At 72.1% G+C, this 20,789-nt stretch carries 2 protein-coding genes; both read left to right on the top strand.

Annotated features, from left to right (window positions below; genetic code table 11):
• Window positions 1–14: 14 nt before the first annotated feature.
• Window positions 15–13,955 (top strand): type I polyketide synthase, encoded by a 13,941-nt coding sequence (locus tag ABZ707_RS30825; RefSeq protein WP_360181278.1) that lies wholly within the window; start codon window positions 15–17, stop codon window positions 13,953–13,955.
• 67 nt (window positions 13,956–14,022) lie between these two features.
• Window positions 14,023–20,789, top strand: a 6,767-nt coding sequence (locus tag ABZ707_RS30820; protein ID WP_360181275.1) for an SDR family NAD(P)-dependent oxidoreductase, incomplete at its 3' end; no start/stop codon positions are given.

Here is a 20,789-nt window from a genome sequence, read left to right as displayed (position 1 = left end):
GTGATGGGGTCCTGATGGCGACCGAACAAGAACTCCTTGAGTACCTGAAGCGCACGGCGGCCGATCTGCACAAGGCCCGCCAGCGTCTGAGTGTGCTGGAGTCCGCCGAACAGGAGCCGATCGCCGTCGTGGCGATGAGCTGCCGCTACCCCGGCGGTGTGAACTCGCCCGAGGACCTGTGGCGGCTGGTGGCCGAAGGCACCGACGCGGTCTCGGAATTCCCCGCCGACCGCGGCTGGGGCACACCCGGTTTCTTCGACGGGGAAGATCTCCTGGCGATGAGCCGCACCCGCGAGGGGGGATTCCTCGACACCGCGGCGGAGTTCGACCCGGAGTTCTTCGGGATCTCGCCGCGCGAGGCGCTGACCATGGACCCGCAGCAGCGGCTCCTGCTGGAGACCTCCTGGGAGGCTCTGGAGCGGGCCGGGATACAGCCCGGCAGCCTGAAGGGCGAGCCCGTCGGTGTGTTCGTCGGCACGAGCGGCCAGGACTACCGCGACCTGTTCGTACGCAGCACCGAAGCCGACTCGGGGGTCGGCCTGGGCGCCGCGGCCGCTGTCATCTCGGGACGGCTCTCCTACACCTACGGTCTGCAGGGCCCGGCCATGACCGTGGACACGGCGTGCTCGGCCTCCCTGGTCGCGATGCACCTCGCCGTGCAGTCGCTCCGCTCCGGCGAATCCGCACTGGCGCTGGCGGGCGGTGCCACCGTCATGGCCACGCCGGGCGTCTTCGTGGAGTTCAGCAGGCAGGGCGGCCTCGCCGCGGACGGCCGCTGCCGCTCGTTCGCCGAATCCGCCGACGGTACGGGCTGGTCCGAGGGCGTCGGCGTGCTCGTACTGGAACGTCTCTCGGACGCGCGGCGCAACGGCCACGACGTGCTGGCGATCCTGCGGGGCACGGCGGTCAACCAGGACGGCGCGAGCAACGGTCTCACCGCGCCCAACGGGCGGGCCCAGCAGCGGGTCATCCGCCAGGCGCTCACCAACGCGGGGCTGACCACGTCCGATGTCGATGTGGTCGAGGCGCACGGCACGGGCACCACACTGGGTGACCCGATCGAGGCCGAAGCGCTGCTGGCCACCTACGGCCAGGACCGGGCCGGGGGACGGCCCTTGCTCCTCGGCTCGATCAAGTCGAACATCGGTCACTCGCAGGCCGCCGCGGGCGTCGCCGGGGTGATCAAGATGATCATGGCGATGCGCCATGGCGTGGTGCCCCGGACCCTGCATGTGGACGAGCCGTCATCACGGGTCAACTGGTCCTCGGGAGCGGTGGCTCTCCTGACCGATCAGGTCGACTGGCCGGAGACCGGGAAGCCGCGCCGGGCGGGGGTCTCGGCCTTCGGCGTGAGCGGCACCAACGCCCATGTCATCGTCGAGCAGGCGCCTGAGCGCAGCAGCGAGACCTCCGCGTCTCCGGTGACGACCGTACCGGTGCTGGTCTCCGCGCGCAGCGACAGGGCGCTGCGCGCCCAGGCGGCACGACTGCTGTCGGCCGTCGACCAACTGGCCGCCGGAAGTCCCGCTGACAGGCCGGGACTCGCCGATCTGGGGTTCTCGGCGGCGACCGCCCGTTCGGCCTTCGAGCATCGGGCGGTCGTGGTCGGCCGGGACCAGGACGAGGTCCGGGACGGCCTGCGTGCGTTGGCGGAGGGCGAGGCTCCCGGGGGTGTGATCCAGGGGGTGGCCCGGGGTGCGGTCCGGACGGCGTTCCTGTTCGCGGGTCAGGGGAGTCAGCGGGCGGGTATGGGGCGGGAGTTGTATGCCCGTTTTCCGGTGTTCGCGGAGGCTTTTGACGCCCTGAGTGCGCGGTTGACGCTGCCGGATCTCGATGACGAGGAGGCGTTGGGGCGTACGGAGTTCACGCAGCCGGCGTTGTTCGCGCTGGAGGTGGCGTTGTTCCGGTTGTTGGAGTCGTGGGGTGTTGTTCCTGATTTTGTGGCGGGTCATTCGGTTGGTGAGATCGCGGCTGCGCATGTGGCGGGTGTGTTGTCGCTTGATGATGCGTGTGTGTTGGTGTCGGCGCGTGGTCGGTTGATGCAGGGGTTGCCGTCGGGTGGGGTGATGGTGGCGGTTGGGGCGGGTGAGTCGGATGTGGTGCCGTTGCCGGAGGGTGTGTCGTTGGCGGCGGTGAATGGTCCGGCGTCGGTGGTGATCGCCGGGAGCGAGGAGGCGGTCGCTCAGGTGCGGGGGGAGTGGAAGTCGCGGAGGCTGCGGGTGAGCCATGCGTTCCATTCGTCGTTGATGGATCCGATGCTGGAGGAGTTCCGGCAGGTGGTCGCCGGTTTGCAGTTCGGTCGTCCGTCAATCGCCGCGGTGTCGACGGTGACGGGCGCGGCTGTGACGGATGAGTGGAGTGATCCGGAGTATTGGGTGCGGCATGTGCGGGAGACCGTGCGGTTCGCTGATGGTGTGCGCGTGCTGGTGGACTCCGGTGTGACCGCGTTTGTTGAGCTGGGTCCGGACGGCACCCTGTCCGCCATGGCGCGGGAGTCGGTCGACACGGTGGCCGTGCCCGTCCTGCGCAAGGACCGCCCCGAGGAGCAGACGGTCTTCTCGGCGCTCGGAGAGCTGTTCGTCCATGGCGTGGCTCCGGACTGGCGGGCGGTGTTCGGGGGCGGGCGCCGCGTGGAGCTGCCGACGTACGCCTTCCAGCGCGAGCACTACTGGCCGACACCCGCGCAGATCCAGGAACACCGGGCCTCCGGCGCCGACGCCGATTTCTGGGCCGCCGTGGAGGACGAAGACGTCGACTCCCTGGCGGCGACCCTGCGCATCGGTACCGAGGAGCGGCTGGGCGCCGTTGTTTCCGCCATGTCGTCCTGGCGGCGCCGCCGCCATGACGAGTCGGTCATGGACGGCTGGCGGTACGAGATCGAGTGGCGCTCTCTCCGTGGCGCGGGCGCCGAACGGCTTGACGGCACCTGGCTGGTGGTCGTTCCCGAGGGCGCGCCGCAAGAGGACTGGCTCGACCCGCTGACGGACCGTGCCGTGCGCCTGGAGGTGGGTGCGGCCGACACGGACCGGGCGGTGCTGGCGGCCCGGCTCGCCGAGTACGCCGCCGAGCCCTGGGCCGGTGTGCTGTCTCTGACGGGTCTCGACGAAACACCGCTCGCCGCGTTCCCCGAGGTGACCACGGGGCTGGCGCTGACCACCACCCTGGTACAGGCGCTCGGGGACGCCGGTGTCGAAGCGCCTCTGTGGTGTGTCACGCGCGGCGCCGTGTCCGCCGGATCCTGGGACAGGATCGGCAGTCCCTCGCAGGCCGCCATCTGGGGCCTGGGCCGGGTCGCGGCGCTGGAGCTGCCCACCCGGTGGGGCGGGCTGGTCGATCTGCCCGCGACCGTCGACAGCCGGGTGCTGGCGCGGCTCCGGGGGGTGCTGGCCGGGATCGATGAGGACGAGACGGCCATCCGCGCGTCGGGCACCTTCGGGCGTCGGCTGGTCCGTCCCGTCCCCTCCCTGTCCACGGCCGACACCTGGGAGCCGCGCGGCACCGTCCTGGTCACCGGGGGGACCGGCGGCCTGGGCGCCGAGGTGGCGCGCTGGCTGGCCGCCGACGGTGCCGAGCACCTGCTCCTGACGAGCAGGCGCGGCCCCGCGGCGCCCGGCGCGGACGAACTGGGGGCGGAGCTGCGGGCGCTCGGCGCCGACGTGTCGATCAGGGCCTGCGACATGGCCGACCGCCACGCGGTCACCGAACTGCTGGCCGGCATTCCGGAGGCGCACCCGCTGACCGCCGTCATCCATGTCGCCGGCGTCCTGGACGACGGGGTGATCGACGGGCTGACCCCGGACCGGTTCGCCGGTGTCTTCCGGGCCAAGGCGACCTCGGCGCTGCTGCTCGACGAACTGACGACGGACCATGACCTCGCGGCGTTTGTGCTGTTCTCCTCCTTCGCCGGTACGGTCAGCGGCCCCGGCCAGGCGAACTACGCCGCCGCCAACGCGGTGCTGGACGCCTTGGCACAGCGACGCCGCGAGCGCGGGCTGCCCGGTGTCTCGGTCGCCTGGGGACCGTGGGCCGATGCCGGTATGGCCGCCGACGAGCGGATCGCCGAGCGGGTACGACGAGGCGGTGTGACGCCGATGGCGCCCGGCCCGGCGCTGCGGACCCTGCGACGGGTGCTGGAGCTGCGGGACCGCGCGGTGACCGTGGCGGACGTGGACTGGGCGAAGTTCGCCGCCGGGCTCTCCGGCGCCCGGCCGCACGCGCTGCTCAGCGAGCTTCCCGAGGCGCGACACGGGGCGGTGGACGCCGCAGCGCCCCAGATCGCCGGTCTGCTGCGGGACCGTCTCGCCCCGCTGACCGATGTCGAGCGTGAGCGTGCGCTGATCGACCTTGTCCGTACCCAGGTCGCCGCCGTTCTCGGACACGGGGATCCCGGGCTGATCGAACCCGACCGGCCCTTCCAGGACTTCGGCTTCGACTCGCTGACCTCGGTGGAGTTCCGTAACCGGCTGGGGCAGGCCGCGGCCTTGACCCTGCCCGCCACCGTGGTCTTCGACCATCCGACCCCGGCCGTCCTCGCCCGCCATCTGCTGGCCGAGCTGTTCGGCGCAGAAGAGGCGCTCGGACACGCCACGCCCGCACTGACGCGCGCGACGGCCCGGAGCGGCGACGATCCCGTGGTCATCGTCGGGATGGCGTGCCGCTTCCCCGGTGGTGTCTCGTCCCCGGCGGAGCTGTGGGAGATGCTGGTCGCGGGCCGCGACGGCATCTCCGAATTCCCCGAGGACCGCGGCTGGGCCGTGGACACCTTCTACGACCCCGACCCGGACCGTGCCGGCAAGAGCTACACCCGCTACGGCGGATTCCTCGACGGCGCCACCGCGTTCGACTCCGACTTCTTCGGGATCTCACCCCGGGAGGCGCTGGCGATGGATCCCCAGCAGCGGCTGCTGCTGGAGACCACGTGGGAGGCGTGCGAGTCGGCGGGCATCGACCCCGGGTCGCTTCGCGGCGGCCGCGGTGGTGTGTTCGTCGGCGGTATCTCCCAGGGCTACCTCGACCTGCTGGTCCGGTCGGGCGAGGATGTGGAGGGGCACGCCGGCACCGGCAACACATCGAGTGTGATGTCCGGCAGGCTCTCCTACGCCTTCGGTCTGGAAGGCCCCGCCATCACCATCGACACGGCGTGTTCGTCGTCGCTGGTGGCGCTGCATCTGGCCGCTCAGGCGCTGGAGTCCGGCGAGTGCGACATCGCACTGGTCGGCGGTGTGACGGTGCTGTCGTCCCCGGGCATCTTCGTGGAGTTCAGCCGGCAGCGCGGGCTGTCGGCCGACGGCCGGTGCAGGGCCTTCGCCGACGGCGCCGACGGCACCGGCTGGTCGGAGGGTGTCGGCATGCTGGTGGTGGAGCGCTTGTCGGAGGCGCGCCGTCTTGGCCATGAGGTGCTCGCCGTGGTCCGTGGCAGCGCGGTCAATCAGGACGGTGCGTCGAACGGTCTGACGGCGCCGAACGGTCCGTCGCAGCAGCGGGTGATCCGGCAGGCGCTGGCGAGCGCCGGTCTGTCGGCCGCCGATGTCGACGCGGTGGAGGCGCACGGTACGGGGACGACACTGGGTGACCCGATCGAGGCCCAGGCGCTGCTGGCGACCTACGGCCAGGACCGCCCGGCCGAACGGCCGCTGCTGCTCGGCTCGGTGAAGTCGAACATCGGCCACACCCAGGCCGCCGCCGGGGTCGCCGGCATCATCAAAATGGTGCTGGCGATGCGCCACGGAATCGTGCCCAGGACCCTGCATGTGGACGGCCCGTCCTCACGGGTCGACTGGGACAGCGGTGCGGTTTCGCTGCTGACGGAGGCCACCGACTGGCCGGAGACCGACCGGCCCCGCCGCGCCGGGGTGTCCTCGTTCGGCATCAGCGGGACCAACGCGCACACCATCCTTGAACAGGCGCCCGCGACGACCGGGAACGACACGGAAAAGGCACGGCCCGGCGGCGCACCCTGGGCGCCCTGGCTGCTGTCGGGCAAGACCCCGCAGGCGCTGCGTGACCAGGCGGCGCGCCTTCTCTCCCACATACAGCCGCACCTCGACGCCCCCGACCAGGACCAGGCGCGGGACCTCACGGCGGACCTCGGCTACTCACTGGCGACCTCGCGCGCGGCTCTTCCGCACCGCGCCGCCGTGACCGGACCCGGCCTGGCGGCCCGTACGGCCGGACTGCGCGCCCTGGCCGCGGGACAGGGCGGTACGAGCACCGCGCGCACCGATCCCGCGGTGGCGTTCCTGTTCTCCGGACAGGGCAGCCAGCGCGCCGGAATGGGCCGCGAACTGTACGACAGGTTCCCGGTGTTCGCCGACGCCCTGGACGAGGTGTTCGCCGCGCTGGACGGCGCGTTCGACCGGCCACTCCGCGACCTGGTGTTCGCCGCCGATTCGAGTGCCGACGCCGCACTGCTGAACGCGACGGGCTACGCGCAGCCCGCGCTGTTCGCCGTCGAGGTCGCCCTGTTCCGGCTGTTCACCTCCTGGGGAATCCGACCGGATCACCTCCTCGGACACTCGGTCGGCGAACTGGCGGCGGCCCATGTGGCCGGAGTGCTCTCGCTCCGGGACGCCTGCGCGCTGGTGACCGCCCGGGGCCGGCTCATGCAGGCGTTGCCGCCCGGCGGCGCCATGGTGTCGCTGGCCGCCACCGAGGAAGAGGTCGCCGCGCTGCTGGACGAGCGGGTGTCCGTCGCCGCGGTCAACGGGCCCTCCTCCGTGGTCGTCTCGGGCGACGCCGACGCCGTCTTCGCCGTCGCGCGGCACTTCGAGGCGGCCGGCCGGGACGTCCGACGTCTCCGGGTCAGCCATGCCTTCCACTCGCCGCTGATGGAGCCGATGCTGGCGGAGTTCGCGAAGGTCGCGGCCTCGCTCTCCTACACGGAGCCCACCATCCCCGTCGTCTCGGGGGTCACCGGCCGGCAGGCGAGCGCGGCGGAGCTGTGCTCCCCGGACTACTGGGTACGCCAGGTGCGCGAGGCCGTCCGCTTCGGTGACGGCGTGGACACACTCGCCGGACTGGGCGTGACCGTCGCGCTGGAATGCGGCCCGGACGCCGTCCTCGCCACACTCGCCCAGGAGCGCCTCGACGCCGTACCCGCGCTGCGCAGGGACCGCGGCGAGGCGGAGGCCGCCGGTACGGCCGCCGCGCTGCTCCATGTGCACGGCGTACCGGTCGACTGGGCCGAGGTCTTCGCCGGCAGCGGTGCCCGCCGGGTGGAGCTGCCGCTGTATGCCTTCCAGCACCAGCGGTACTGGCCGGCGACGCCCGTCTTCACCAACACCACGACCGACGCGAACAGCGCCAACAGCGCGGCCGGCGTTGTCGACACCCGCTTCTGGGCGGCCGTGGAACGCGAGGACCTCGAATCCCTGGCGCGGACCCTGGTCGTCGACGACAGCGCGCGCTCCTCGCTGGGCGAGGTGCTTCCGGCGCTGTCCTCCTGGCGCCGTCAGAGCCGAGCGCTGTCCGCCGTGGACGGCCTGCGGTACCGGATCACCTGGCGGCCGATGACCGGCGCCACCTCCGGCGCCGCGCTGCCCGGGACCTGGCTCGTGCTGATCCCCGCCCACGCGGAGACCGCCGGCCTCACCGACGATCTCCTCACCGGCCTCACCTCGCTCGATGCGAGGACCGTCGTACTGCGCGTCGCCCCCGGCACCGACCGTGCCGCCCTCGCCGAACTGATAGGGGGCCTCGACACCGAACTCACCGGCGTCCTCTCCCTGCTGGCCCTGGACGAGACGCCGCACCCCGCGCATCCGGCCCTTCCGGGCTCCACCGCGGACACACTCGCTCTGCTGCAGGCGCTGGACACGCTGAAGCTCACCGCGCGCCTGTGGGTCGCGACCCGGGGCGCCGTCTCCGTGGGCCGCGCCGACCCGGCGCCCAGCGGACACCAGGCCCAGATATGGGGTCTCGGCCGGGTCGCCGCTCTGGAGTTCCCCGGGAGCTGGGGAGGTCTGGTCGACCTGCCCGAGACGCTGGACCATCGCGGTGTCGCACGGCTCGCCGCGCTGCTCACCGGCCAGGACGGTGAGGACCAGGCGGCGGTACGCGCCTCCGGCGTCTTCGTCCGCCGCCTGGTGCGGGCGGAGAGCGCCGCACCGGCCGAACCATGGACACCGCGGGGCACGGTCCTGATCACCGGAGGCACCGGTGCCCTGGGCGCGGAGGTCGCCCGCTGGCTGGCGCGGGAAGGCGCCGCACATCTGGTGCTGACCAGCAGGCGAGGGCTCGACGCGCCCGGCGCGGCCGAGTTGCGGGACGAACTGGCCGCCTCCGGCGTCCGGGTCACCGTCGCCGCCTGCGATGTGACGGACCGTCAGGCGCTCGCCGCGCTGCTGGCCGAGATCCAGCCGCTGACCGCCGTGGTCCACGCGGCGGGAGTGGCCGACGCGGGCCCGCTCGCCGACACCACCGCCGGCGAGCTGGCCCATGTTCTCGCGGCCAAGGCGGACGGCGCCGGGCACCTGGACGACCTGCTCGCCGACCATCCGCTCGACGCGTTCGTCGTGTTCGCCTCGATCGCGGGCGTCTGGGGCAGCGGCGGCCAGGCCGCCTACGCGGCCGGCAACGCGCATCTGGACGCCCTCGTCCAGCGGCGCCGCGCCCGCGGCCTGACCGGCACATCCGTCTCCTGGGGGCCCTGGGCCGGTTCCGGTATGGCCACCGTCGACGACGCGCAGGACCAGCTCCGCCGCCGGGGCCTCACCGCGCTCCCGCCGGACACGGCCATCACCGCGCTGCGCCAGGCACTGGCCGCCGACGAGACGCTGCTGACGGTCGCCGATGTGGCCTGGGACCGATTCGCCGAGATCTTCACGCTCGGCAGGCCCAGTCCCCTGCTGAGCGAGATCGCCGAGGCGCGCCCGGCGCGGGCCGATACCGGCGCTGCCGACGACGGCGCGTTCGAGCGCCGGCTCGCCGGCCTCTCGGCGGCCGAACAGGACCGCCTGCTGCTGGACCTCGTACGCGGCCAGGCTGCCAGGGCGCTGGGCCATGGCTCGGCGCACGGCATCGAGCCGGAACGCGCCTTCAGGGAGCTGGGTTTCGACTCGCTGACCGCCGTGGAGTTCCGCAATGGCCTGATGGCCGAAACGGGTGTCCGGCTGCCCGTCACGGCCGTCTTCGACCACCCGACCTCGCGGATACTCGCCACCCACCTCCGCACGGAGATCCTGGGGGACAGGACCGAGGACGGAACGGAAGCGCCCGGGGCGAGCCGGACGCCCGCCGACGACGACCCGATCGCGATCGTCGCCATGGGCTGCCGCCTGCCGGGCGGCGTACGGTCCCCCGAGGACCTGTGGCGGCTGGTCATGGACGGCGACGACGCGATCTCGCCGTTTCCCACCGACCGTGGCTGGGACATCGAAGGTCTGTACGACCCGGATCCGGACCGGGCCGGGAAGAGCTACGCCCGCGAGGGCGGATTCCTGGACGACGCGGACCAGTTCGACGCCTCCTTCTTCGACATCAGCCCGCGTGAGGCCCTCGCCATGGATCCCCAGCAGCGGCTGCTGCTGGAGACGGCGTGGGAGGTCTTCGAGCGGGCCGGTATCGATCCCGCCTCCGTGCGGGGCAGCCGGGCCGGTGTCTTCGTGGGCGCGGGATCATCCGGCTACGGAGCGGGGCTGCGAAGCGTCCCGGCGGAGCTGGAGGGCCTGCTGCTGACCGGCGCCTCGGGCAGTGTGATCTCCGGACGGCTGGCCTACTGGTTCGGACTCGAAGGCCCGGCGATGACGGTCGACACGGCGTGCTCGTCCTCGCTGGTGGCACTGCATCTGGCGACACAGGCGCTGCGCCAGGGAGAGTGCTCCCTCGCCCTGGTCGGCGGAGTCACGGTCATCGGCAGTCCGGCGGCGTTCGTCGAGTTCAGCAGGCAGCGCGGACTCTCCCCGGACGGCCGGTGCAAGTCCTTCGCCGCGGGTGCCGACGGCACCGGCTGGTCCGAGGGAGCGGGCATGCTGCTGGTGGAGCGGTTGTCCGACGCCCGCCGCAACGGTCATCCGGTACTCGCCCTGGTGCGCGGCAGCGCGGTGAACTCCGACGGTGCGTCGAACGGTCTGACGGCGCCGAATGGTCCGTCGCAGCAGAGGGTGATCCGGCAGGCGCTGGCGAGCGCCGGTCTGTCGGCCGCCGATGTCGACGCGGTCGAGGCGCACGGTACGGGGACGACACTGGGTGACCCGATCGAGGCGCAGGCGCTGCTGGCGACCTACGGTCAGGACCGGGAGGAGCCGTTGTGGCTCGGTTCGGTGAAGTCGAACATCGGGCACACGCAGGCCGCCGCCGGGGTGGCCGGTGTGATCAAGATGGTGATGGCACTCCGCAACGGTGTGCTGCCCCGGACGCTGCACATCGACGAACCGTCACCGCACGTGGACTGGTCGAACGGGAACGTCAGCCTGCTCGCCGAGCAGACCCCCTGGCCCGAGGCCGGCAGGCCGCGGCGCGCGGCGGTGTCCGCGTTCGGTGTGAGTGGTACCAACGCGCACACGATCCTCGAACAGGCCGAGAACCAGCCGGCCGCTATCTCCGAAGCGCCCCCCGCGCAGGGCGTGTTCGAGCAGGGAATGCCCTGGGTGCTGTCGGCCCGCACGGCGGAGGCGCTGCGCGCCCAGGCCGCGCGCCTGTGGTCCCACGTCCAGCGGGACCCGGCGGCCGACCCCGCGTACGCGCTGGCCACCGGCCGGGCGACGATGGAGCACCGCGCGGTGGTGCCGGCCGCCGACCGCGAAGGAATGCTGAGCGGACTCGCGGCCCTGGCCGCGGGTGAGCAGGCACCGGGCCTGGTCCAGGGCCGGGCGGCGGGCGGCACGGCCTACCTGTTCTCCGGGCAGGGCAGTCAACGGGCCGGCATGGGAGCTGGGCTGTATGCCCGCTTCCCGGTCTTCGCGGACGCCGTCGACGCCGTGTGCGCGCGGTTCGACCTTGAGCGGCCGCTGCGCGAGGTGCTGTTCGCGGAGTCCGGTCCGCTGGACCGTACCGAGTACACCCAGCCGGCGCTGTTCACACTGGAAGTGGCGCTGTTCCGGCTCCTCGAATCATGGGGAGCCGCGCCGGACTTCGTGGCGGGTCATTCGATCGGTGAGATCGCCGCCGCACATGTGGCGGGTGTGCTGTCGCTTGAGGACGCGTGCGCCCTGGTGTCGGCGCGCGGACGGCTGATGCAGGCGCTGCCGCCCGGTGGCGTGATGGTGGCCATACGGGCGGCGGAGGCGGATGTGCTGCCGCTGCCGGACGGTGTCTCGCTGGCGGCGGTGAACGGTCCGGCGTCGGTGGTGGTCGCCGGGACCGAGGAGGCGGTCGCTCAGGTGGGAAGCGCCTGGCAGACGCGGAAGCTGCGCGTCGGCCATGCCTTCCATTCGTCACTGATGGATCCGATGCTGGACGAGTTCCGGCAGGTCGTCGCGGGGTTGTCCTACGGCCGTCCGTCGATCGCGGCGGTCTCGACCGTGACCGGGGCGCCCGTGACCGACGAGTGGAGCGACCCGGAGTACTGGGTGCGGCACGCACGGGAGACCGTACGGTTCGCCGACGCTGTCCGCGCGCTCGCCGACGCGGACGTCACCACCTTTGTGGAGATCGGTCCGGACGGCACCCTGTCCGCCATGACCCAGGACATCGTCGACGGCGCCACCACGATTCCCCTGCTCCGCAAGGACCGGGACGAGGAGGACACCGCCCGCACCGCCCTGGCCCGCACATGGATCTCAGGGGCGGCATCCGGCTGGACCGCGCTGTTCCACGGGGAGCGGGCCGAGCTGCCCACCTACGCCTTCCAGCGCCGGCGTTTCTGGCTCGACCACGAGGACGCGGCCGAGCCCATGGGTTCGGCCGACGCGGAGTTCTGGGCCGCGGTGGACCGAGGCGACACCACATCGCTTACCTCCCTCCTCGGATCCGGGGACGGCGACGACACCGCCTCGCTCGGCGCCGTGGTGCCCCTGCTGTCCGCCTGGCGGAAGCAGAGCCGCACCGAGTCCGTGCTGGACGGCTGGCGGCACCAGGTCACCTGGAAGCCGCTGACCGACTCCGTCGCCGGTGTGCCCTCCGGCCGCTGGCTGATCGTGGTGCCGGAAGGACACGAGCAGCCCTGGACCGACGGGCTCGGAGCCGGGACCGTACGGCTGAGCGTCGGCGTGACCGACGCCGACCGGAAGACGCTCGCCGCGCGGGTCCGCGATCTCGTCGCGGACGGCGTCGCCGGCATCCTCTCCTTCACGGCCCTGGCCGAAGGGCCTCACCCCGAACACCCGCACCTCACCATGGGTCTGGCCCTGACCACCGCGCTGGTGCAGGCCCTCGGCGACGCCGACATACCGGCGCCGCTGTGGTGCGCCACGCGGGGCGCCGTCTCGGTGGGCCGCGCGGACCGGATCGCGAGCCCGGCGCAGGCGGGTGTCTGGGGTTTCGGCCGCTCCGCCGCGCTGGAACGTCCCGGCCGCTGGGGAGGTCTGATCGATCTGCCCGAGACGGTCGACGCCCGCGCGGTGTCCCGGATCGCCGGGGTCCTGGCGAGCGGCGGCGGCGAGGACCAGGTCGCCGTGCGCGCCTCCGGGGTGTTCGGCCGCAGGCTGAGCAGGACGAGCACGGCCGTCGCCGGGCCGGACGCCACGTCCGCGCTGCCCGATGACGGCACCGTCCTGGTGACCGGCGGTACCGGCGGACTGGGCGCGGAGGTGGCGCGCTGGCTCGCCGGCGCCGGGGTGCCGCACCTGCTGCTGACCAGCCGCGGTGGGCTCGGATCGCCCGGCGCGCGAGCACTGCGCGACGAACTCGTCGCACGCGGCGCCCGGGTCACGATCGCCGCCTGCGACGTCGCCGACCGCGCCGCCCTCGCCGCCGTACTCGACACGCTGCCCGACGGCCTGCCCCTGACCGGTGTCGTACACGCCGCCGGTGTCACCGGTTCGGCCACGCTGGACCAGACCGGTCCGGCCGAGCTGGCGGATCTGCTGGCCGCCAAGGTGACCGGCGCGCTGAACCTCGAAGCGCTGCTGGAGGAACGGCCACCGGTCGGGATGTTCGTGACATTCACCTCCATCGCCGGAATCTGGGGCAGCGGCGGGCAGGTGGGCTACTCCGCGGCGAACGCGATCGTCGACGCCATCGTCCAGCGCCGCCGCGAACGCGGCCTGCCGGGCACCTCGGTCGCGTGGGGTCCCTGGGCCGGCGCCGGAATGGCGGTCAAGGACGGCACCGCCGAACAACTGTCCCGCCGCGGACTCGGCGCGCTGCCGCCGGAGTTGGCGATACGCGCCCTGAAGCGCAGCATCGATCACGGCGAAGGTCTTGTCACGGTCGCCGATGTCGACTGGGCACGGTTCGCGCCGCTCTTCACCTCGGGACGGCCCAGCGCTCTCCTCGGCGACCTCGACGAGGTACGGCAGGCGCTGGCGGAACAGGACAACCGCCCTGTCGGCCAGGAGGCCGGGGCCGCTCTGCGGGAGCGGCTGGCGAACTCGGCCGAGTCCGAACGCCGCCGTGTGATCACCGATCTGGTACGCGCGGAAGTGGCCGCCGTACTCGGGCACGACGGAGTGGACGAGATCGGCGCCAGGCGTTCCTTCGGTGAGCTGGGCTTCGATTCCCTGACCGCCGTGGAACTGCGGAACCGGCTGGCGGCGGAATCCGGGATCCGGCTTCCCGCGGTCTCCATCTTCGACTACCCGACCCCCGCGAGCCTCGCCGCGCACCTTCTGGAGAGCCTGCTCCCGGACACCCCGGGAGAATCCGCCCCGGTGCCCGTACTCGCCGAACTGGCCCGCCTCGAAGACGCCTTCCGGGCCGCCGCGCCCGACGACGAGGCGCGGCAGGCTCTCGCGGTACGGCTGCGCAAACTCCTCGGCGACGTCGACGGCACGGCCACCGCGACGGCCGGCGAGAGCGTCGACGATCCGCTGGAGGACGCCACCGACGACGAACTCTTCGCGATCCTCGACGAGTGAGCCCCCCGGCAGCGGCACACCCGCACCCCTGACCCCCTCTCGAAACCAACGGCAAGGCAGAGAACTCATGGCGGACGAAGCGAAGCTGCGCGGCTATCTGAAGAAGGCGACGAACGATCTTCTTCAGGCACGCGGCCGACTACGGGAATTCGAAGAGGGCCGGCAGGAGCCGATCGCGATCGTCGGCATGGCCTGCCGCTTCCCGGGCGGGGTTTCGTCCCCCGACGAGCTGTGGGACCTGGTCTCCTCGGGCGGGGACGGCATCTCGGACTTTCCGAAGGACCGGGGCTGGGACGTCGAATCCCTCTACGACCCCGACCCCGAGCACGCCAATACGACCTACACCCGGCAGGGCGGATTCCTGCACGACGCGGCGGAGTTCGACCCGGGGCTCTTCGGGATCTCGCCGCGCGAGGCGCTCGCCATGGACCCGCAGCAGCGGCTGCTGCTGGAGACCTCCTGGGAGGCCCTGGAACACGCGGGCATGGACCCGCTGTCCCTGGCCGGCACGCGCAGTGGTGTCTTCGTCGGCGCGGGCCACCAGGGCTACGCCGAGAGCATGGGCCGGGCCGTCGAGGACCTTCAGGGCCATCTCATGACGGGCAACTCCGCCAGTGTCATGTCGGGCCGGCTCGCCTACACATACGGTCTCGAAGGCCCTGCGGTCACCATCGACACGGCGTGCTCCTCGTCGCTGGTGGCGCTGCACCTCGCGATGCACGCGCTGCGCCTGGGGGAGTGCTCCCTGGCCCTCGCCGGCGGTGTCTCGGTCATGGCGACCCCGGTGACCTTCCTGGAGTTCAGCAGGCAGCGCGGTCTCTCCGCCGACGGCCGGTGCAAGTCGTTCGCCGAGGCCGCCGACGGCACGGGCTGGTCCGAGGGCGTCGGCATGCTCGTCGTCGAGCGGCTGTCCGACGCACAGCGGCTGGGCCACCGGGTGCTGGCCGTCGTACGCGGCTCCGCCGTCAATCAGGACGGTGCCTCCAGCAGCCTCACCACTCCCAATGGCCCCTCGCAGCAGCGGGTGATCCGGCAGGCGCTGCTCGCGGCCGGACTCACCACCGCCGATGTCGACGTGGTGGAGGCGCACGGCACCGGCACCACACTCGGTGACCCGATCGAGGCGCAGGCGCTTCTCGCGACCTACGGCCAGGACCGGGAGCAACCGCTCTGGCTCGGTTCCGTCAAGTCGAACATCGGGCACACCCAGGCGGCCGCCGGAGTCGCCGGTGTGATCAAGATGGTCAAGGCCCTGGAGCACGAGGAACTGCCGAGGACCCTGCATGTCGACCGGCCCTCACCGCAGGTCGACTGGTCGCGGGGCGCGGTCTCGCTGCTGACGGAATCCGTCGCCTGGCCGCGCGGCGACCGCCCGCGCCGGGCCGGTGTCTCCTCGTTCGGCATCAGCGGCACCAACGCGCACGTCCTGATCGAGCAGGCCCCGCCGGTGGCCCAGGACCCCGCTCCCGCCACCGGCACGGACGAGCCGGGCGTCCTGCCGTGGCTCCTCTCCGGCAAGACCCGCGCGGCCCTGCGCGCGCAGGCGGAGCGGCTGCTCTCGTACGTCCAGGAGCACCCCGCGCCCGGCACCGCCGACATCGGCCGCTCCCTGGCGCTGAGCCGCGCGGCCCTGGACCACCGAGCCGTGGTGCTCGGCGCCGGACGCGACCAGCTCGTCGACGGCCTGCGCGCCGTCGCGCGCGGCGAGAGCCCGGTGGAGGGCGTCGTCCGCACCGAGCCGGTGACGGCCTTCCTCTTCTCCGGCCAGGGCGCCCAGCGCCCCGGCGCCGGCCAGGACCTCTACGCCCGTTACCCCGTTTTCGCCGACGCGCTGGACGCGACGCTCGCCCATTTCGAACTGGGCCTCGACCACTCCTTGCGCGACCTCATGTTCGCCGAACCGGGCTCGCCGGAAGCGGCGTTGCTCGACCGTACCGACTACACCCAGCCCGCGCTGTTCGCGCTCGAAGTCGCGCTGTACCGGCTCGTCGAGTCCTGGGGCGTACGGCCCGACTACCTCGCCGGACACTCGATCGGCGAGCTCGCGGCCGCCCATGTCGCCGGAGTCCTCTCCCTCGCCGACGCGTGCCGGGTCGTCCTCGCCCGCGGCCGGCTGATGCGTACCCTCACCGCCGAAGGCGCCATGCTGGCCGTGCGGGCCACCGAGGCCGAGGTCACCCCGCACCTCACCGGCGAGGTCTCCGTCGCCGCCGTCAACGGCCCCGCCTCGGTCGTCGTCTCCGGCGCCGTGGACGCCGTACGAGCCGTCGAGGAGCGGCTCACCGCCGCCGGGACGAAGACCCAGCGCCTGCGGGTGAGCCATGCCTTCCACTCGCCGCTGATGGACCCCATGCTCGGCGAATTCGAACGCGTCCTCGCCGAGGTGTCCTTCGCGCCCGCCGCCATTCCCGTGGTCTCGACCCTCACCGGCGAGGCGGTGACCGCCGGCCGGCTCTCCTCCGCCGGCTACTGGGTACGCCAGGTCCGCGAGGCCGTACGGTTCGCCGACGCCGTGGGCACCCTGCGCGCCGCGGGCGTCACCGCCTACCTCGAACTCGGCCCCGACGGTGTGCTGTCGGCGATGGCGCAGGACAGCCTCGCTCCGGACGCCGCCACACTCACCGTCCCGGCCCTGCGACCGGACCGCGACGACGACACCTCGGTGATGACCGCGCTCGCCCGCCTCCATGTGCACGGCGTGACGGTCGGCTGGGACCAGGTCTTCGACGGGCGCGGCGGGCGCCGCGTCGAGCTGCCGACCTATGCCTTCCAGCGGGAGCACTACTGGCCCAGGACCACCTGGGGCGCGGGCGACGCCGCGACGCTCGGACTGAGCCTCGCCGGGCACCCGCTGCTCGGCGCCGGAGTGGAACTGCCCGAATCGGGCGGTCACTTGTTCACCAGCCGGCTGTCGGGCGGCTCACACCCCTGGCTCGCCGACCACACCATCGCGGGCGAGGTCCTCCTGCCGGGCACGGCCTTCCTCGAACTCGCCGTACGCGCCGGGGACGAGGTGGGCTGCGGCCGGGTCGAGGAACTCACCCTGGAGGCACCGCTCGTCCTCCCCGACCGGGGCGCCGTCAGGCTTCAGGTGGTGGTCGGCGCGGCGGACGGCACGGGGCACCGTACGGTCTCGGTGTACTCACACCTCGAAGGAACGTCGGAGGGCCCCTGGACCCGGCACGCGAGCGGAGTACTGAGCGCGGCGGCACCGGCCGCGCAGACCGGCCTTACGCAGTGGCCACCGGCCGGAGCGGAGGCCGTCGCTCTCGACGGACTCTACGAGGGCCTGGCCGAGGCCGGGTTCGCCTACGGCCCGGTCTTCCGCGCGCTGCGAGCCGTCTGGCGGCGCGACGACGAGGTCTTCGCCGAAGTGACGCTGGACGAGGGGAACGACGCCACGGCGTACGGCCTCCACCCGGCGGTGCTCGACGCGGCGCTGCACGCGACCACATTCCTGGGCACCGCCACGCCCGGCCGGGTGCCGTTCGCGTGGCGCGGTGTGTCCCTGCACGCCTCAGGCGCCTCCGCCGTACGCGTACGGCTGGTGAACACCGGTACGGACGCCGTCTCCGTGACACTCTTCGACGCCGGGGGCGGCGCCGTGGCGACGGCGGACTCCCTGGTGCTGCGCCCCGTGTCCGCACTGGCCCTCGACCCGGCCGCCACGGCCCGGCGCGACGCGCTGTTCCGGGTCGACTGGGTGCCCTTCTCCGGCACCCGCGCCCCGAGCGAACCGGTGACGCTCGGCGCCGGCGGACTCACGGAACTGGACTCCGTTCCCCCGGCCGTGCTGGTGCGGACGCCGACGACCGGTTCCGTACGCGAGGTGACCGCCGGGATCCTGGCGGTGCTCAGGGACTGGCTCGCGGACGCGCGCTTCGAGGACTCACGTCTTGTCGTCGTCACCCGCGACGCCGCGACCGACATGGCACAGGGCGCCGTATGGGGTCTGGTGCGCTCCGCCCAGTCGGAACACCCGGGCCGGTTCGTCCTGGCCGATGTGGACGACGATCCCCGGTCCATGGCGGCGCTGGCCGACGTCACCGGCTCCGGCGAGCCACAGATGTCGGTACGCGCTGGTGAGGTCCGCATCGCGCGGCTGGCGCGGCTTGCCGTCCCGCAGGCCGGAAAGCCGTGGGAAGCGGACGGAACGGTCCTGATCACCGGTGGCACGGGTGGCCTCGGCGCACTGCTGGCGCGCCACCTCGTCACCGAGCGCGGAGTGCGTGACCTGCTGCTGGTGAGCCGGAGGGGAGCCGACGCCGAGGGCGCGGCCGAACTGGTCGGCGAACTGACGGCGTCCGGCGCCGACGTACAGGTGGCCGCGTGTGACGTGGCCGACCGCGACGCGCTGGCCGAGGTGCTGGCGTCGATCTCCACGGAGCGCCCGCTTCGGGCGGTGATCCACGCCGCCGGTGTGGTCGACGACGGTGTGATCGACGCGTTGACGCCGGAGCGGCTGGACACCGTGCTGCGGCCCAAGGCGGACGCGGCGTGGCACCTGCACGAGCTGACGCGGGACCTGGACCTGACGGCCTTTGTGATGTTCTCGTCGGTGGCCGGCATCCTCGGCACCCCGGGGCAGGGCAACTACGCCGCCGCGAACGGCGCCCTGGACGCGCTGGCCGGGCACCGGAGGGGACTCGGGCTGCCGGGACTCGCGCTGGCATGGGGTCCCTGGGTACTGGAGGACACGGCCCGGCGCGGTATGACGGCGGACCTTGAGGCGTCCGACGTGGAGCGGATGACACGGGTCGGGATGCCGCCCTTCTCCGCCGAACAGGGCCTCACGCTCTTCGGCGCGATGCTGGACGCGTCCTCCGACGAGCCCGCCACCGGGCTCCGCGACGCCGTCGTGGTGCCGGTGCGGCTGGAGACGGAGCGGATACGCGGCGCCGGTGACGCGATCGCACCGATGCTGCGCGGCCTGGTGCGCGGGCCGGCCAGACGTACCGCCGTGAGCGGGACGACCGTGGTCCTGGCCGACCGGTTGGCGGGGTTGGGGGAGGGTGAGCGGGAGTCGGTGGTGTTGGAGTTGGTGCGTGGTCAGGTGGCGGGGGTGTTGGGGTTTGCTGATGTGTCGGGTGTGGAGGTGGATCGGGCTTTTGGGGATGTGGGTTTTGATTCGTTGACGGCGGTGGAGTTGCGGAATCGGTTGAGTGCGGAGACGGGTCTGCGGTTGCCGGCGACGTTGATTTTTGATTATCCGACGCCGTTGTTGTTGGCGGGGTTTGTGTTGTCGGAGTTGGTGGGGGGTGTGGGTGGTGTGGTGCCGGTGCGTTCGGTGGTGCCGGGTTCGGTGTCGGATGATCCGGTGGTGATTGTGGGGATGGCGTGTCGTTATCCGGGGGGTGTGGCGTCGCCGGATGATTTGTGGGATTTGGTGGCGGGTGGTGGGGATGGTATTTCTGGTTTTCCGGTGGATCGTGGCTGGGATCTGGAGAACCTGTACGACCCGGATCCGGATCATTCGGGGACGTCGTATACGCGGGAGGGTGGGTTCCTGCATGAGGCGGCGGAGTTCGATCCGGGGTTTTTTGGTATTTCGCCGCGTGAGGCTTTGGCGATGGATCCGCAGCAGCGTTTGTTGTTGGAGGCGTCGTGGGAGGCGTTTGAGGGGGCGGGGATTGATCCTGTGTCGGTGAGGGGCCGTGCGGGTGGGGTTTTTGTGGGGGTGATGTATCACGATTATGCGTCGTCGCCGTTGGTGCGTTTTCCGGGGGATGTGGAGGGTTATCTGGGGACGGGTAATGCGGGGAGTGTGGTGTCGGGTCGGCTGGCGTATACGTTTGGGCTGGAGGGGCCGGCGGTGACGGTGGATACGGCGTGTTCGTCGTCGTTGGTGGCTTTGCATCTTGCGGTGCAGGCGTTGCGGTCGGGTGAGTGTGATGTGGCGTTGGTGGGTGGGGTGACGGTGATGTCGACGCCGGCGACGTTTGTGGATTTCAGTCGTCAGCGTGGGTTGTCGGCGGATGGCCGGTGTAAGTCGTTCGCGGAGGCGGCGGACGGTACGGGCTGGTCCGAGGGTGTGGGGATGCTGGTGGTGGAGCGTTTGTCGGAGGCTCGTCGGTTGGGTCATGAGGTGTTGGCGGTGGTGCGGGGTACGGCGGTGAATCAGGATGGTGCGTCGAATGGTCTGACGGCGCCGAATGGTCCGTCGCAGCAGCGGGTGATCCGGCAGGCGTTGGCGTCGGCCGGTCTGGCTCCGGCTGAGGTGGATGCGGTGGAGGCGCATGGCACGGGTACGACGTTGGGTGACCCGATCGAGGCGCAGGCGCTGCTGGCGACCTATGGGCAGGAGCGGCCGGAGGAGCGGCCGTTGCTGCTCGGGTCGATCAAGTCGAACATCGGTCATACGCAGGCCGCTGCGGGTGTGGCCGGTGTGATCAAGATGGTGATGGCGCTCCGTAACGGTGTGCTGCCGCAGACGCTGCATGTGGATGAGCCGTCGTCCCATGTCGATTGGGAGAGCGGTGATGTCCGGCTGCTGACGGAGTCCGCTGACTGGCCCGAGGTGGGCCGTCCGCGTCGCGCCGGTGTGTCGTCGTTCGGGATCAGTGGCACCAACGCTCATGTGATCATCGAGCAGCCCGAGCCGGTCGCGGACGCGACCACGCCGGATGATGAGCCGTCGGGTGTGGTGCCGTGGGTGGTGTCGGGCAAGTCGGCGGAGGCGTTGGAGGCGCAGGCTGCCCGTCTGTTGGCGGTTGAGGGTCGTCCGGTGGATGTGGGCTTTTCGCTGGCTGTGACCCGTTCGGTGTTTGAGCATCGTGCGGTGGTGGTCGGAAACCGGGCTGATCTGGTTGCGGGATTGAACGCGCTTACTGAGCA

Source organism: Streptomyces sp. NPDC006923, from assembly GCF_040635655.1.
In the GTDB taxonomy this organism is placed as follows: domain Bacteria; phylum Actinomycetota; class Actinomycetes; order Streptomycetales; family Streptomycetaceae; genus Streptomyces.
Note: the sequence above shows the minus strand (reverse complement) of the source record. Positions and strands in the feature narration are given on the sequence as shown.